12 protein-coding genes, 2 tRNA genes and 1 pseudogene are annotated in these 16,712 nt (G+C 66.5%); 4 read left to right on the plus strand and 11 right to left on the minus strand.

Going from position 1 to position 16,712, the window contains the following annotated elements:
• The 6 genes and pseudogenes from AC0B44_RS14320 to AC0B44_RS14345 form a co-directional block, all read right to left on the minus strand.
• Positions 1 to 3,860, minus strand: a pseudogene (locus AC0B44_RS14320) (DEAD/DEAH box helicase); the annotation flags it as partial.
• A 268-nt stretch (positions 3,861 to 4,128) separates the two neighbouring features.
• On the minus strand, positions 4,129 to 4,824 hold the full coding sequence (locus tag AC0B44_RS14325; protein WP_471903515.1) for a helix-turn-helix domain-containing protein: 696 nt from the start codon (positions 4,822 to 4,824) through the stop codon (positions 4,129 to 4,131).
• Positions 4,825 to 4,956: 132 nt separating this feature from the next.
• Complete coding sequence (locus AC0B44_RS14330; RefSeq protein WP_471903516.1) at positions 4,957 to 5,970, minus strand: hypothetical protein; 1,014 nt, start codon at positions 5,968 to 5,970, stop codon at positions 4,957 to 4,959.
• Between the two features lie 266 nt (positions 5,971 to 6,236).
• Entirely contained in the window at positions 6,237 to 6,737 is a 501-nt protein-coding gene (locus AC0B44_RS14335) for a DnaB-like helicase N-terminal domain-containing protein (protein WP_471903517.1), read from the minus strand.
• Positions 6,734 to 7,342: a hypothetical protein gene (locus tag AC0B44_RS14340; protein WP_471903518.1), complete on the minus strand. Its 609-nt coding sequence runs from the start codon at positions 7,340 to 7,342 to the stop codon at positions 6,734 to 6,736. The genes AC0B44_RS14335 and AC0B44_RS14340 overlap by 4 nt, the downstream gene beginning before the upstream one ends.
• Positions 7,342 to 7,536, minus strand: a complete 195-nt coding sequence (locus AC0B44_RS14345; RefSeq protein WP_471903519.1) for a helix-turn-helix transcriptional regulator — start codon at positions 7,534 to 7,536, stop codon at positions 7,342 to 7,344. Before AC0B44_RS14345 ends, AC0B44_RS14340 begins: the two co-directional genes overlap by 1 nt.
• 100 nt (positions 7,537 to 7,636) lie before the next feature.
• On the opposite strand from AC0B44_RS14345, the gene AC0B44_RS14350 reads away from it, so the two are divergent.
• Positions 7,637 to 8,500 (plus strand): helix-turn-helix domain-containing protein, encoded by an 864-nt coding sequence (locus tag AC0B44_RS14350; RefSeq protein WP_471903520.1) that lies wholly within the window; start codon positions 7,637 to 7,639, stop codon positions 8,498 to 8,500.
• 8 nt (positions 8,501 to 8,508) lie between these two features.
• Entirely contained in the window at positions 8,509 to 9,681 is a 1,173-nt protein-coding gene (locus AC0B44_RS14355) for a site-specific integrase (protein WP_471903521.1), read from the plus strand.
• Positions 9,682 to 9,725: 44 nt separating this feature from the next.
• Here AC0B44_RS14355 and AC0B44_RS14360 read toward each other — a convergent pair.
• Positions 9,726 to 9,799, minus strand: a tRNA-Ile gene (locus AC0B44_RS14360).
• Between the two features lie 182 nt (positions 9,800 to 9,981).
• Positions 9,982 to 10,054: transfer RNA gene (locus AC0B44_RS14365), tRNA-Asn, on the minus strand.
• 150 nt (positions 10,055 to 10,204) lie between these two features.
• Here AC0B44_RS14365 and AC0B44_RS14370 point away from each other — a divergent pair.
• On the plus strand, positions 10,205 to 10,450 hold the full coding sequence (locus AC0B44_RS14370) for a hypothetical protein (RefSeq protein WP_206036732.1): 246 nt from the start codon (positions 10,205 to 10,207) through the stop codon (positions 10,448 to 10,450).
• Positions 10,451 to 10,454: 4 nt separating this feature from the next.
• On the opposite strand, the gene dnaG is transcribed toward AC0B44_RS14370, so the two are convergent.
• From dnaG to AC0B44_RS14385, 3 genes are all read right to left on the minus strand, one after another.
• On the minus strand, positions 10,455 to 12,368 hold the full coding sequence (dnaG, locus tag AC0B44_RS14375; protein WP_471903522.1) for a DNA primase: 1,914 nt from the start codon (positions 12,366 to 12,368) through the stop codon (positions 10,455 to 10,457).
• Between the two features lie 60 nt (positions 12,369 to 12,428).
• Positions 12,429 to 13,700 (minus strand): deoxyguanosinetriphosphate triphosphohydrolase, encoded by a 1,272-nt coding sequence (locus tag AC0B44_RS14380; RefSeq protein ID WP_471903523.1) that lies wholly within the window; start codon positions 13,698 to 13,700, stop codon positions 12,429 to 12,431.
• Positions 13,701 to 13,813: 113 nt separating this feature from the next.
• Positions 13,814 to 14,434, minus strand: a complete 621-nt coding sequence (locus AC0B44_RS14385) for a YdcF family protein (RefSeq protein WP_471903633.1) — start codon at positions 14,432 to 14,434, stop codon at positions 13,814 to 13,816.
• Positions 14,435 to 14,593: 159 nt separating this feature from the next.
• On the opposite strand from AC0B44_RS14385, the gene AC0B44_RS14390 reads away from it, so the two are divergent.
• Positions 14,594 to 16,591, plus strand: a complete 1,998-nt coding sequence (locus AC0B44_RS14390) for a TPM domain-containing protein (protein WP_471903524.1) — start codon at positions 14,594 to 14,596, stop codon at positions 16,589 to 16,591.
• Positions 16,592 to 16,712: the final 121 nt, after the last annotated feature.

Below are 16,712 nucleotides of genomic sequence, written 5' to 3' on the forward strand. Positions count from 1 at the left end.
ACCGGCACCAGCCGGTGGCGTGTGAGATCGACTGATCGACTGCAAGTAGGAATCGGCTCTAGAACCGACCGGACCGACTATCGGGGACCTGCCACACCACACATCGCGGCCGGTAGCGAGGCCAAGCGAATACGCTGTGAAGACAGTTGTTCTCCCTGACTGAACCTTCTTGTCGCCAATCGCCGGCCAAGTCTTGAACTCGTCGTTGCGCTGGTTGACCCAGTCGCCGTGAACATTGGGTGTGATGGCCTGCCACTCGATGCTGGCAAGGGTGCTGTCTTCGATGATGCGGAGCTTGTCTTCGCGGCTCATGTAGTCGCCGATGTCCCGATAGAACACCTCCACCGGCCCGATGTGTTTGGGGTTCTTGATGCCGACGAAGATGGCGACGGTATTGCGACTGCCGGATCCGAAGACCTTCCCACCTTCCCTGCGGGAGAGCTCACCGGCAGTCCGTTGGTTGCCGCGCAGATTGTAGACGTAGATGCGGGAGTACTCGTCCGAGAGGGACAGGCGGATGCCGTCGGCGGTGTTGCCGTCGATCCAACCGCCGTTCGAAACGAACGCAACCACGCCAGTGTCGCCGATACGGTCGGTCGCCCACCGGAATGCCCGCAGGTACGAGTCGTAGAGGGTCCGCTGACTTTTCGCGGTCGAGCGCTTGGCGTACGTGTCGGCGATCCGACCGTCCAGAGTCGGGTAGCCGATGTTCGCGTTGAGATCGTTCGCGGAGGTCTGCCCGACCGAGTACGGCGGGTTGCCGATGACGACATTGATAGGGGTGGCATTCTGCCGGACGATGCGATCGTTGTTCTGCGGAAACATCACCGCGTCGAGACTGTCGCCGTCCTCGGTGATCTGGAAGGTATCCGCGAGGACGATGCCCTCGAAGGGGCTGTAGGTCGAGGCACTGTCCGTGCCGATGAGGGCGTGGTAGGTGGACTCGATGTTCACGGCCGCGATGTAGTAGGCGAGGAGCATGATCTCGTTGGCGTGCAACTCGTTCGCGTACTTACGGACCAGATCGCCGGGTGCAATGAGCCCGGACTGCAGCAGCCTGGTCATGAAGGTTCCAGTGCCGGTGAACGGGTCGAGGACGTGGACGCCTTCGTCTGTGAGGCCGCGGCCGAACGCTTCCCGCGATGCCTGGTCGGCGGCGCGGAGGATGAAGTCGACGACTTCGACCGGGGTGTAGACGATGCCCAGGGCCTCGGACTGCTTCTTGAAGCCGATGCGGAAGAACTTCTCGTACAGTTCCGCGATCACCTTCTGCTTGCCGTCGGAGGTCGTGACCTCGGCGGCCCGGACCCGTACCGAGGCGTAAAAACCCTCGAGCTTCGCGGTCTCCGCCTCCAGGCCGGAGTCGCCGAGCGTGTCGACCATCGCCTGCATCACCCGGGAGACCGGGTTGTGGGAGGCGAAGTCGTGTTCGGCGAACAGGGCGTCGAACACCGGCTTGGTGATCAGGTGCTGGCTGAGCATGCTGATCGCGTCGTCGCGGCTGATGGAGTTGTTGAGGTTGTCCTTGAGCCCTTGGTGGAACAGCTCGAACGCCGCCGCGACCTCGGGGTCGGCGCCGTCGAGGAGTGCGCGGATGCGGGTGATCTGCGCGGCGGCGATGTCCGCGACATCGGCGGCCCAGTCCTCCCAGTAGGCCCGGGTTCCGACCTTGTCGACGATCTTCGCGACGATCGCCTCCTGCCACTCCGATAGTGAAAACAGCGCCATCTGCTGTGCCAACTGCCCACCGGCACCGGGCGCGGTGTCGGCGCCAACGGGGTCCGAAGGTTCGGAGGTGCCTGTGCCGCCGACGGATTCGTCGTAGTCGCTGACGGGGCCGATGTGATCGCCCATCAGCATGCTGGTGCCCTTGCCGACTTTCTTGCCGGCAGCGGTGGAGTTCAGAGCGATGGAATTGACCATCGCGTTGAACCGGTCGTCGTGCGCACGCAACGCGTTGAGGACCTGCCAGACCACTTTGAACCGCTGGTTGTCCGACAAGGCCCGCGCGATGGCGAGACGCCAGCTGGGACCGCGACGGGCAGGATGATGTAGCCGTAGTCCTTGTTGTCGGCCTTGCGCATCACCCGGCCCACGGACTGGACGACGTCGACCACGGAGTTGCGGGGGTTGAGGAACATCACCGCATCCAGCGCGGGGACGTCCACGCCCTCGGAGAGGCAGCGGGCGTTGGTAAGGATCCGGCACTCGCCCTCAGGCACGGGGGCTTTGAGCCATGCGAGTTCGGCGTTGCGCTGCAAGGCGTTGAAGGTGCCGTCGACATGGTGGACCGAGCACGCGAGATCGAGGTTCGTCGACGACACCGCATGCCCGTCGTTCTCGTTCTCCGCGAGCAGGTCCCGGTAGGCGTCCACCACGGAGGGGAACACCTCGGCGACTTGCTTGGAGGCGGCGATGTCCTTCGCGAACACCACCGCCCGCCGCATCGGGGCCTCGCCGGGGGCGAATCCGGTTCCGTCAGGTGTCTTCCCTGCGCGTTTGGCGAGGCCGTTCCAGCAGCCGACGATCTTCGACGCGTCATCGAGCCGCAGCTCGGAGAACTCGCCAGCCAACTGCTGCTGAAGCGGGGAGGCGACGAGGTCCTCGTCGACGGTCAGCACGATCACCTTGTAGTCGGTGAGCAGACCCCGCTCGACGGCGTCGCCGAACGATAGGCGGTGGAACTCGGGCCCGAACTTGTCCTCGTCGTCCATCGACGACAACTCGGCGGAGTGCTCGTCGGCCTTCTCCCGAACGGACTCGTCGAAGATCCTCGGCGTCGCCGTCATGTACAACCGGCGGTCGGCCTTGAGGTAGGTGGCGTCGTGGACCTTCACGAAGTTCGACTCGTCGTCCCCGAACAGTGTGACGCCCGTGGTGCGATGCGCCTCGTCGCAGATCACCATGTCGAAGGCGTCGACGCCCTGCGTCTGCGCCTTCGCGACGACGGGGAGGGACTGGTAGGTGGTGAACACCACCGTCAGTCCCTTGGCTCGTTTGCGGTGTCCCATCTCCTGCACCAGGGTCGCGGCGTCGGTGGTGACGGGGATCGCGACGTCGTGGACTGCAACGTCCTCCGCGGAGCGCGAGACCTTGGTGTCCGAGCACACCGCGAACGCCCGCAGCTCAAGCTGGGTTTGCGCGGTCCATTCCCGCAGCGTCTGCGACAGCAGAGAGATCGACGGCACCGCGAACAGAATCTTCGCGCTCCCACCATTCTCGGTGGCGGTGCGTTCAGCGATCTTCAGCGCCGTGAACGTCTTTCCCGTGCCGCAGGCCATGATCAGCTTGCCGCGGTCATTGCCGGCCTCGAACCCGCCGAACACCGCATCGATCGCGTCCTGCTGATGGCTGCGTGGCTCGTGCCGTTTCGCCTCCGACAGGCCGACCTGCAGTTCACCGGCCGGCCAGGCGATGTCCCAGTCGATCGGCGACTCCGCGATTTCTGCCAGGCCGATCCGCTGCACCGGCACGTTCTGCCCGTCGAGGGCGTCCTCGGCGTTCTTGCCCCACCGGTCGGTGGTGGAGATGATTACCCGGTTCGTGAACGGCTTCTTCCCCGACGCGGTGAAGAACGAGTCGATGTCACCCTTGGCGAGGGTGTGGGTCGGTTCGTAGAACTTGCACTGAATCGCTGTCAGAGCGCCAGTGTCGCGTTCGCGGGCGACGAGGTCGATTCCGGTGTCCGGTTTGCCGTCGCGGCCCGGCCAGTCGGTCCACCGCCACACCTGGTCGTACTGCTGGGCGAGCATCGGGTCGAGTTGAAAGTAGCGGACCATCAGCTGTTCGAACTTGGTGCCTCGTTCCGAGTTCGTCGGCGCCTGCCGGAACGCCTCGATGACCTCGTGAACAGAACCCATGACCGACCCCACCCCTTCGCAGACAACAGCAACGCTCAGCAGGTCATCTTGCCCGGTTGCGAATGTAGGCGATGCATAGACCCGAGCGAAGACACAAATCATTCGCGAGGTCAGCGCTACAGCGTCTGCAAGCCGTTGCCGCGCGAAGGTCCATCAGTGCAGTGCGCCGTGTATCCGAGTACTCGCGAAACCGCGCCTATGCCTGTTCGGGACGGGCAGTGGCGGGGCTATGCGCGGTGCGTGTGGCGGGTGTAGAGGGGTGAGGTTGTCATGCCAGGGCGACCGCCCTGCGCCAGCGGTAGACGGTGGTGCGGTGGACTCCGAGTTGGCTTGCGACGCTGCGCGGGTCGATCCCTTCGTGGAGCAGTTGCAGTGCCCTGGTTTTCGTCGCGCCCTCCCGTGCCGCATTGGGCGGATCAACGGGCTCTGAGGACACACCGCCGGACAGTGTCCCGTCCGGCTCGGGGTCCGGCTCGACGATGAGCGTCGACGACGGAGTGCACAACTCGATCGTGTCAGTGATTCGGGGTGCTGCAGCTGCAGCACCTGCATCGAGTCCGTCAGGCGACTCCTCCGAGGCTGCGATACCGACTGTTGCGCGGCGTAGCACGACAGCCAAGTGCGCTACAGCAACCAGCGCTACCGGCGGCACTGCGGCAACAGTGGCACGCAACCAGATGGGTAGCGGCCCGTCCGGTAGCCCGGCGTGCAACACATTGCCCGCGACCGAGACCAGGGCACCGACGAGCAGTAGCAGCCAGGCGTAGCGCCCGGCACCCGCGACAACTGCAACCGTTGCTACCAGGATCAGCCCGTCGACGATCGCGGGCCACAGCCACGGCACCGTGACACCCGAGCGCGCAGCAAGGTCGGTCAGAGCGGCGAACGACAGGACGAACGCCGCTGCGCAGATCGCGGTAGTTCCTGCGACTGCGACACCCTGCGACAGACGGTGTTGCGTCACTGGGTCACCTCGTCGGTGGCGCCGACATGCCATTCGAGGGCGGATTTGGTCATGATTCCTCGTTTTCACAGGTCAGATGTGGGCGGGGCGGGGGTACGGGGGTACGGGCCGTACCCCCGCCGCTTCAGCAGGTCAAAGCGAGTTTTCGAGGGGGGTACAGTCCGTACCCCCGTACTCCCCCAGCAGCGCGTACACCCCCGCAGTCTCAATAACCGCGCCTTCTTCGATCAGGTCGGCCAATGTCGGGTCAAGATCACCCCGTAGGTCGTTGCGCATCGCCGACCGAAGGTCCTTTCGGGTGGATTCCCCGCGCCTGAGCCTGCGCAAGACAGCGCTACGTGCCCGATTTCGGAGATGCTGCGCCGCCCGATCGTGGAGTAGATCGGCCTCGTCTGCCTTCACCTCGGCACGTGCACGGTTCGCCGCTCGGGTGCGCTCGGCGAGAGTCCGTTCGATGCCAGTACGGGCGCGGTTCGACTCCCGGACCACGATCCCCGCCAACGTCCAGTCCTCACCATCGATGACAGTGCGTCCGTCGAGGATCAGCAGCGCAGCCGCCACCTTCAACTGAGTCAACATCCGGTGCCCGTCGAGGGGATCGACGTCCTCGCCCCGAAGGATCGCGACCCGGTGCCGGTCCATCGCCACACGAGCAATCTCGGGCACGGTCAGGTGGACCCGGCCGCTACCCCAGCGCGGCAGCTTCACCACAAACGGGGCCGGTGCCGGCGGTGGCTCGTCGGGTGCATCCGGGTCGTCTACGCGGAGGAACACGAACCGTTGCGGCGTTCCCCCGTCTGCGTCGTGCAGCAACGGTCCGGCTTTCGCCGGCTGCACCCCAACGAGCAGCGATGCCCGGTAAGTGTGCGCGGACAGCACTGAGCACGTGGCTTTGGATGCGTTGTTGAAACCAAGCTGCTCGCCCATGTAGAGCTTCCGCAGTTCGGCCATGAGTGTGGCACCCTGCCTCTGCCCGAGCGCCGTGAGAGTGTCGACCTCGGGCACCGAGAACAGCGCACGCGTACGAGGATTCGGCTCTTCGTCGCTGGTGCCGGCGGGGCGGTATGTGCGCGCCACACCTTCCCCAGATCCGAGCGGCAGCTCGTCGAGGTCGATAACTCGGCCGTTGAAATCGACGAACTGCACTGCATCCCGACCCGCGCCCTCAGAGGCACCCTTGCCAGACCCCGAGTGCCCTACGAGTGCACCGAACAGGTTGAGTGAGACAGAACCCCCTACCGTCGGCGGGATCATCACGTTGGGTTCGACGCTGGCGACGGCCCGTGCGAGGACAACAAGAAGTGTCGACCACGGCCCGGATCGTCGAGCACGGGCGAACTCGCGGATATGTTCCAGGACCGGACGAGCAGTCCAGAAGCGTTCCGCCACCGGCAGTTCTGTCACAGCGACGCTCATACCACGGCCCCCGTTGCCTCACGGAGCTTGGACAACCGATCGGCGTGCGCGACAGCGGCGGCCCCTCCCAATCGGAGCAGCGGCAACAGGTCATGTTCAGCAAAACTCGCTGAGGCTTCAACCAACGACTTGCCGAGTATCTCGAATCTCCTTCTATAGGACTCGGAGACAACGGCGCACGCATACGAGCAGACTGCGAGGGGTGAGGCTGCTGCCTCATTGGTTGTGGCGTCGAGTAGGTGCTTACGGAGCGTCTCACCCGCATGACCGGCAGTCAGCCCGCAGCGGGTCAGCTCGTCGAGTACCGTCACCGGGTCGTGTGGCCGGCCTGCGGCGCGGAGCTCGGCGGCGGTCTCGAATATGACACCGAGGCTCGGGTTGTCGAAATCCGTTGCAAGCACGTGCTCGAACGCTGCAGCAGAGTCGACTGTGGATGCGCGGAGGATCGCGGCATCGAGCAGCCCCTCTGCAGCGAGGGCATGCTCGACGGCACTCACAACGACTCCCGAACCTCGGCGGCGGCCCGAGCCTCGGCGGCGTCGACGGCCTGCGCGAGCGCAGCACCGAGCACACGAGCGGCGCTCGGGCTTAAGCTGCCGCGGGTTTCGCACCACACCTGCATCTCAGTCCCGCGGAGTCGACCCACAACGAGGAGATCCAGCGCCGTAGTCACTGTGGCCATGTTGCGGTCGCTGACGAGTGTCCGTTCGTAGGTGCGATACACCTCGGCCGGGGTCACGGTCTCGCCGTCATCGAACGCCGACTCGGCACCGACGAACCAGCATGGGGCACTGTCGGCAACAATCTGATACTCGAGCACGTCGCCGGTCCCGAGCCTGGCCGTCATTGCAGCGGGGTCGAACGCCATGCTGGAACCGAGGTCGTTAGCCCACGTCGACGCGTGGGTAATCGCGGCATCCTTTGCGGCCACGTCCGTCGTGAACGTGCCGAGCTGGTCAACCTGCCCAGTGTCGAAACAGCAGGCTACGGCGTAGCCGGTAAAGTCGGTCATCGAACCTTCTTCTTGGTAGGGGTCGGATTCACTGCCCGTCCGGTGTTCCAGCACCGGGCGGGCGCTTTCGTTCGTAGCCGCCGTGGCCATCAGGCCGCGCCGCCGGTGGCCTGGGCGTCCTCCCACGCGATGATGTCGCTGAGCTTGTAGCGGGCAAATCGGCCAATCTTCGAGAACCGCGGCCCCTTCTTCTGCGTCGCCCACTGCGCCAACGTCTTCGCCGGCAGCTTCAGCCGACCCGCGACCTCGTCGCGACTCAGCCAGTAGTCCTCACTGGTATGCATCTCGCCTCCGACTATCTCAAACTTCGATTTATTTAATCGACTATCACGATACGCATTGAGATTCGTTGGTCAATACCGCAAACTGCGATACCCTGGTGCCGTGGACGCAGACGAAGCGGTAGGCAAGCGAATCGAAGATCTAAGAACCTCCCGAGATCTCAGTCAGGGAGAGCTGTCGGACCTACTCCGGGCAGCTGGCCTGAACTGGTCACAAGGAACGGTCTCGCGAGTCGAAGCAGGGACCCGCCCAGTTCGGTTCACTGAGGCGTTCACGGTCGCCAAGGTTCTCGGCGTGGATGCGATAGCACTAGCGCCTGCGGGCGGTGGCCTTCAGTACGTCTACCAGCAGAACCTAGACGCGATAGTGACGGAACTGCAGGACCTGCGAGGGAGCGAACAACGGTTCGATCGGGCGATCGGTGAGTCTCAGATCATGCGGTTCGCGATCGAACTATCCGAGGGCCGGCAGGGTCCGTACGTCGCGCACTCATCGGTGGCTGCAATTACCCACTGGCTGGCACACCATCTGCGGACCACTCCGGTGAGCGCGCTGGAACTGCTGGGCATTCCGAGTGCGGTCACCGAGGAGCGATTGACCCGCGCCGACGAGGACTTCCGTTCCTTCAAAGAGTCCGGCCTGGACGCGAGATGGGAAGGGCCAGAATATGCTCCGAACATCGGCGAGTGGACCCATGACTACATAGACCGGTGCGGACTAGCCGTGGTTCTGCCAGAAGGTACAGGGCGGGATTGGGGGTACACCCTAAACAGGGTCCACGAGCGGCTGCACGACGCTGCGATAGCCGACCTATGGCGACACTACTTCCCGTTCGTTGCTGTGTCACCGAGCGCTCGAGATAGCCGAGACGTGAGGCTGGAAACTCCTGCCGTCGAGGGAATCGACGTAGCCGAGATTGATGCGCAATGCACAATGCCCACGCCGCCCGGTTCCCATCTGAAATGAAGCGCTAGATGGCCGGCAGACCACCGCTTCGCATCGGGCAGCACGGAAAGATCACACGCCGCGACCTCGGCGGCGGTATCTGGCTTGCGCACTGCCGGTTCCGCGACACAGACGGCGTCGTCAGGCGCGTTGAGCGACGCACCCCCGCCGGCACCCGCGACCAACATGGGAAGGTCGCCGAACAGGAGCTTCTCGACCACCTCGATTCACGTCGTGCACCGAGCGAGAACGAGGTGACCGACTCGACCACCATCACGGCATTGATGACGACGTACCTGCTGCGCCTCGACGACGAGGGTCGGGCCGCGGCGACGATGGACACGTACCGGTTCGCGGCCGGGAAGCTCGAGGGCAAGATCGGCGGCGTCCGGGTGGGTGAGGCCACGGCTGGCCGAATCGACACGGCGATACGGGCGATGAGCAAGGCGCACGGGCCGACGATGGCGCGGCAGGCGAAGACAATCCTTCGGGGCGCCCTTGGTATCGCGGTGATCGCCGGCGCCCTGGACGCGAACCCGGTGCGCGACGTCTCCCCCATCAAGTCCAAGACACCCCCGAAGGGTGCACGGGCACTCACGGCCGACGAGCTGCGCGCACTGCTCGGCGCGCTCGGCGAGTCGGAGTACTGCGTGGCGAACGATCTGGTCGACCCGATCACGCTCCTGATCGCGACGGGCCTACGCCGCTCGGAGCTGCTCGCGCTGCGGTGGTCGGACGTCGACGACGAGGCCGGCACCGTGGCCGTGTCCGGGAAGGTCGCGCGATCGAAGGGCGTCGGGTTGCAGCGCGTCGAGGCGGCGAAGACTGCAGCCGGGCTGCGGACCATCGCGTTGCCGCTGTTCGCGCTCGAGATGTTGAAGCGTCGGGCCGACGAGCCGCAGCTCGGGAAGCTCGGCGTCATCTTCCCGTCGACGGCCGGCACCCTGCGCGACCCGAACAACCTTGGGAAGCAGTGGCGGAAGGTGCGCGACGACCTCGGGGTGCCGGACACGACGTCGCACAGCTTCCGTAAGGCGCTCGCCACGCTGATCGACGAGGAGGGGCTGTCGGCCCGGGTCGGGGCCGACCACCTCGGCCATCGGCACGTAAGCATGACGATGGACCGGTACATGAGCCGCGGTCGGACGCACTCTGCAGTGGCGGATCTGCTGGATAGAACCGTCGCCGTAAACGACGAATAAACGTCGGATGGCACCTCTCCCGGTTGGGAAAAGTGCCATCTACGTGGGGCGGGCGGGGCTCGAACCCGCGACCAATGGATTATGAGTCCACGGCTCTAACCGACTGAGCTACCGCCCCTCTGCGACGACGGGTCGCCGCAGAACGCTGCCGCATCGGACAGCGCTCCGGAATGGTACCTGGGGTGGCACCGTCGAATCGAGACGGGGTGACCCCGCCATGTCACGACCGTCACATCGACCGGCCCCGGGCCACAAACGAAAAATCCTCCCACCCCGTGACGGGTGGGAGGATTTCAAGCGCTCCCCCGGCTGGACTCGAACCAGCAACCGTTCGATTAACAGTCGAATGCTCTGCCAATTGAGCTACAGGGGATTGTCCTGCGGTGCTCCGCGGTTTCCCCCGGTGCGTGGAAAACCATAGCGCCCAACCCGCCGCGGTGCCAAATCGCCTGCACAGTGCGCGTCCGGCCCAAGATCAGGCAGGATGGAACAGACGCGTAGCCACGGGTGGAAGGACAGCACATTGATGGGTTTGTTGGTCGGAGTCGCCGCGGGCTATGTACTCGGCACCAAAGCGGGTCGTGCCCGATACGAGCAGATCAGCAAGACCGCGAGGGCGGTGGCGGGGAGCCCGGTCACCAAGAAGGCGATCGAGGTGGGACGACAGAAGCTCGCCGACTCGCTGAGTCCTCAACCGAAGCTCGAGCCGATGAAGCCGATCGACGAGCACACGACGATCATGATCCCGCGGGATCAGCTCAAGAAGTAGCTGCTCAGCCGGCCAGGCCGTCGCCGCTCGTGTCGCCGATGGCCTGGTCGAGCAAGCTCCGCCGGTACTGCTCGAGTGCCATGAGGTCGCCGAGCAGCGCGTGGAACTCGTCCGATTCGGTGGCGGGCGAGATGCGCTGCAACTTCGACTTCAGTTCCGCGACCTGCTCCCCCACCCACACCTCTTGGAGACGTGCCAGTACGCCGCCGATGTAGCGCGGGATGCGGTCTTCCTCGGCCGGTATCGGCTCGACGGCGAGTTCCATCACCAGCGAATGCGCCACAGGGTCCTTGGCGGCCCGGCCGACAGCGTCGACCCACTCGCCGCCACCCATACCCGACCCGGTTCCACCGGCAGCCGCGACGGCCGTGCGCACCGCCGCATACGCGGGATCGGTGAACGTCTCGTTCGGCAACGAATCGAAGACGGTCCCGGCGATTCCCGGATACTGCAGTGCCGCCTTGAGCGCGTCGCGCTGCGGCCACAACGACGGGTCGTTGGGGCGAGGCCGACGCAGAGCCGACGCAGGCGCTGCGGGGGCCACGGTGGCTCCGGCGCGCGGTTTCGTTTCCGGTGCCCGGGCGCCCCGCCGGGCTTCTTCCTGCACCCGGCGTCGCACCGCTGGGATGTCGTCCCAACCGACCCAGTGCGCGAGTTGCACCGAGTAGTTGTCGCGCAGGGTCCGGTCCTTGATCTGTGCGACAACCGGCACGCAGCGGCGCAACGCCTCGACTCTGCCCTCTGCATTGTCCAGATTGTGTTCCGAGAGAATCGATTTCACGACGAACTCGAACATCGGGGCCCGACGGGCGACGAGATCCCGCACAGCGGCATCGCCCGACTCCTGCCGCAGTTCACACGGATCCATCCCCTTGGGCGCGATCGCGACGTAGGTCTTCGCCGCGGTCTTCTGATCGCCCTCGAATGCTTTCATCGCGGCGGCGCGGCCGGCGTCGTCACCGTCGAAGGTGTAGATCACCTCGCCGCGGAAATAACTGTCGTCCATGAGGAGGCGGCGCAACATGGCCAGATGTTCGTCGCCGAACGCGGTGCCGCACGCGGCCACTGCGGTCTTGACACCCGCGAGATGCATGGCCATCACGTCGGTGTAGCCCTCGACGATCACGGCTTGGTGCGACTTGGCGATCTCCCGCTTGGCCAGATCCAGCCCGAACAACACCTGAGACTTCTTGTACAGCTGCGTCTCCGGCGTGTTCATGTACTTCGCGGTGATCTGGTCGTCGTCGTAGAGCCGTCGCGCCCCGAAACCGATGACGTCACCGGAGAGATTGCGGATCGGCCACAGCAGCCGCCGGTGGAACCGGTCGATGGGTCCGCGGCGTCCCTCCCGCGACAGTCCGGCCGCCTCGAGTTCGGAGAACTCGAAGCCGCGACCGAGGAGATGTTTGGTGAGCAGGTCCCACCCGGCGGGCGCGAAGCCGCAGCCGAACGTCTCGGCGGCGGCGCTGTCGAAGTTGCGTTCGGTGAGGTAGTCGCGCGCCGCCTGAGCACCGGGGGTGCGCAGTTGCTCCGCGTAGAACTCCTGGGCGGCCGCATTCGCAGCGACGAGGCGGGCACGGGTGCCGCGGTCGCGCTGGACCGACGGGCCACCGCCTTCGTAATTGAGGGTGTAGCCGACCCGCTCGGCGAGTTGCTCGACAGCCTCGACGAAACTGACGTGTTCGATCTTCTGCAGGAACGAGTAGACGTCGCCGCCCTCGCCGCACCCGAAGCAGTGGAAGTGCCCGTGGTTGGGGCGCACGTGGAACGACGGAGACTTCTCGTCGTGGAACGGGCAGAGTCCCTTGAGGGAGTCGGCGCCGCCTCGTTTGAGGGCGACATAGTCGCCGACGATGTCTTCGATCCGAGCGCGGTCGCGAATGGCCGCGATGTCTCTGTCTGAAATTCGGCCGGCCACGGGTTCGATTCTAAGCCGCTGCGCCGCTGCTGCCCGCAGCGGTGGTCGCGCGTCGCACCCCTACCCCCAGCTGGCCTGGGCGGCGAGGCTGTCGCGGTCGATGCGCTCGAGCCGGGATTCGGTGCACGATGCGATCTGGTCGACGACCACCCGCACCCGCGCGGCGTCGTCGGGCGCGTTGTTCCACGCGGCGACGAAGAACGGATCGAGCCCCACGGGAGCGGTCCGCAGAAGCCATTCCGCGACGCGGTGGATGCGTTCACGCTGCGCTTCCTGCCGCGTGCGGTGCACACGGTCGGACATGACGAATTGCAACGCCATCGTCTTGAGGAGGGCGACCTCGGCCGCGACCACCGGCGGGATCACCAGGTCGGCGTCGTATCTCGTCACGGGTTCGTCGCCGGTGACCTCGCGAGTGCCGAGGATCGCGGCGGTGGCATACCGGCCGACGAATTCGCTGGTGAGTCGCTTGAGGGCGACGGAACTCGCGAGGGTGCCGTCGAAGGTTCCGACGTCGATCACCACCGGCATCTCCGACAGTCGTTTCGCCGCTTCGGTGAGTTCGTCGGGGACGAGATCGGAGAATTCGCGCATGCCGAGTTCGATGAGGGCCGACACCGCGTCCGCGTCGCGAAGTACACGCAGGTCGATCCGGCCGTCGATCACGCCGTCCTCGACGTCGTGGACGGAGTACGCGACGTCGTCGGACCAGTCCATGATCTGCGCCTCGAGGCACTTGCGCCGATCCGGTGCCCCCTCCCGCACCCACTTCAGCACGTCGACGTCGTCGTCGTAGGCACCGAACTTCGCTCCGGGGGACGGTCGCGTCCACGGGTATTTGAGGGTCGCGTCGAGGGCTGCCCTGGTGAGGTTGAGCCCCGCACTCGTCCCGTCGGGGTACAGAACCTTCGGTTCGAGGCAGGTGAGGATGCGCAGGTTCTGCGCGTTTCCTTCGAATCCTCCGCACGGCGCAGCCACCGCGTCGAGGGCACGCTCGCCGTTGTGCCCGTACGGGGGGTGTCCGATGTCGTGGGCGAGGCCCGCCAGGTCGACGACGTCGGGGTCTGCTCCGACTCCCTCCGCGATGCTGCGGCCTATCTGCGCGACTTCCATCGAATGGGTGAGCCGGGTCCGCGGAGTGTCTCCGTCACGAGGTCCGACGACCTGCGTCTTGTCCGCCAGCCTGCGCAGCGCCGCGCAGTGCTGGACCCGCGCGCGGTCGCGGGCGAATGCGGTGCGGTCGGCAGCGACGCGTTCCGCGCCGTCCAGCGCCGAGCGCTTCGGCGCTTCGGCAACACGCCGCTCGAGATCGTGTTCGGTGTAGCCCTGCATCAGACCGTCCTTCGTCGCACCGGCCGTAGGTCGCCGGCCCTGCCCACATCTCCGCCTACCCGATACCGCGGCCACTCACATCTCGGCCACCCGGAGAGGCCGGTCAGCCGAGATCATTGCTCCGCCGTGTACGGGAAGTCCGCCGAGAAGTGGGTGATCTGGTACCAGATCAGCGCGCCGGTTTCCCGGGCGATGGAGTGGAACTGGGAGTTGCGAGTGAACACCGCAGGTCCCTGGCGGGTCGGCGCGGTCCATGCGTCGAGTCCCGAATCGCGGGCCATGGTGCGGGTGCGGAGCGAATGCCACGGGTCGCTCACCAGGACCGCCGAGGACAGCCCCATCTCGTCCATGTCCCTGCTCACCGCTTCCACGCTCAGCAAGGTGTCGGATCCTTCCTCCACCGCGATGATCGCCTCCGCGGGCACGCCCCTCGAGACGAGATAGTTCTTGCCCGCGGCCGCTTCGGTGAACAGATCGCCCTCCTGCTTGCCCCCGACGGTGACGATCCTCGGTGACACACCCGCGTCGTACAGCTTGAGTGCCTGCTCGAGCCGTGCTTCGAACACCGACGACGGGGTTCCCGAGTACTGGGCGGCGCCGAGCACGACGATCGCGTCGGCAGGCGTCCGGTCGTCGATCCGTGCGACCTGCCACACCCGAATCGCCGTTCCGCCGACGACGAGGATCGCGGCGAGCAGCACACCGACCACCAATCGCCTCAGCCACCGCGTGATGCGCGCGCCCGTGCCGAGATCGTCCTCGGCGCGGCCTGGCGCGGGGACCCTGGGGTGGGATGCGGTACTCACCCCTCAAGTCTGCCAGTGGACGCGGGGAACGAAGCAGGGCGACGCGCCGACCGTGCTTTGTTCCCGCGAACCACTAGATTCGTTGTCATGCCCCACGCATCGTCCCCGCGCCGACGTCCCGCCCGGATCGTGCCCGCGCTGCTACCCCTCCTGCTCGCCGCGACCGCGTGGCTGCTGATGCCCGCCGCGGCGTCGGCCGAGCCGCCGTCACGACTCCAGTCACCGATCAGCGACAGCGCAGGCGTCCTCGACGCCGACGACGTCGCGCGTATCCAGCAGGCGGCAGACACTCTGTACGACGAACACCGTCTCCAACTCTGGGTGACGTACGTGTCGAGCTTCGACGGCCAGAACTACGACGCGTGGGCGCAGGCGACCGCGCGGGCCAGCAACTTCGGCCCGGACACGGCGCTGCTCGCCGTCGCCACCGACGACCGTGAGTTCGCATTGTGGACCCCGAGCGGTTCGGATGTGTCCCAGTCGGAGCGCGCTCGCATCAGCTCGGACGACGTCGTCCCGGCGTTGCGCACCGGCGATTGGGCGGGTGCGGCTGTCGCCGCCGCGGACGGCCTCGATTCCGCGTTGACCCCGTCGAGCGCGCCGACCACGACACTCCTCGTCGGCGGTGGTGTGATTGCTGCGGGTGCGGGTGGCGTCTACGCGTATTCGCGGCGATCCAAGCGCAAGCGCACCGAGACGGCTGCCGCGCGCGCTGCGGCGATCGATCCCGCCGATACCGGTGCTCTCGCCGCGCTCCCGCTCGAGGGCCTCGAAGTGCACGCCCAGAAGGTGCTGGTGGACACCGACAACGCGGTGCGGTCCAGTTCAGAAGCGCTGGAGTTGGCACGCGGTGAATTCGGAGACACCGCGGTGGCACCGTTCGACCGTGCCTACCGCCAGGCTCAGGCCGCGCTCGCGAATGCGTTCGAGATCCGTCAGCGGCTCGACGACGACATCCCCGAGACGCCGCAGCAACAGCGCGACATGCTGGTCCAGCTCGTTTCGTCGTGCGGGCAGGCCGACCGCGAACTCGACGCCCAGGTGGAGGCATTCGATCGGATGCGGGACCTGCTGCTCGACGCTCCCGACCGGCTCGACGCACTGACACAGCGCGCCATCGGCCTGCGGGCACGTATCCCGCAGGGCGAGGCTGCTCTCGCGCAGCTGACCGAAGAATTCCCGTCGGAGGCGCTCGCGCCCGTCAAGGACAACGTGTCGCTCGCGCTCGAGGAGATCGAGTACGCCGAGAAGGCCATCGACCAGGGCCGAGTCGCGGTGTCGCGGCCGGCCGGTGAACAGGGCGATGCCGTCCGCGCGATCCGCGAGTCCGAGCGCGCACTCGGCCACGCGGCAACTCTCCTCGACGGCGTCGAGCACGCCGCGGAGGACATCCGCCACGCCATCGCGACCCTCCCCGCAGCCATGGAAGACGCGGCGCAGGGCATCGCCGACGCCGAACGGCTCGTGACGGCGGGTGGCCCGGAACTCGTCGAGGCCCGCAAGGCGGCACAGGAGGCGCTGGCACACGCGCGGGCCGAACAGCACACCGACCCGCTCGGCAGCTTCACGCGTGTCGTGGAAACGGATGCACGTCTCGACGCCCTGCGGGCGCAGGCGCGGGAGGCGCAGGAGGAGGAAACGCGCGTCCGTCGACGGTTGGAACAGGATCTGACGGCGGCGCAGGCGCAGGTCACCGCCGCATCCGACTTCATCGGGACGCGACGTGGTGTCGTCGGCGCCGAGGCGCGCACGAGGCTGTCGGAGGCGCAGCGTCATCTCGATGCCGCCCGGCACCTCGCCTCGAGCGATGCTGCCCAGGCTCTTCAGCATGCGCAGACGGCGGCGGCTCTCGCCTCACGGGCGCTGACCGCGGCGCGCAGGGACGTCGAGTCGTGGGAGCGTCGCAACCCGCCCCGCGGAGGCGGTTCGTCGGGCGGCAACATCGCCGGAGCCGTGCTCGGCGGCATCCTGATCAACAGTGTCCTCGGCGGCGGCGGCCACGGCGGCGGCTTCGGTGGTGGGGGCTTCGGGGGCGGCGGTTTCGGCGGCGGCGGCTTCGGTGGGTCGAGCGGCGGCAGGTTCTGAGGCCGCGCCGGGTGGAACCCGGGTAGGAAAATGCCCGCTCAGCGGGCAACAATTCACCCAAGTTCAAAAGACTCGCCGGCCCTCCCGTGAAGACGGGAGGGCCGGCGAGTCGGATGAGGTG

This window comes from Rhodococcus sp. NPDC019050, from assembly GCF_055664235.1.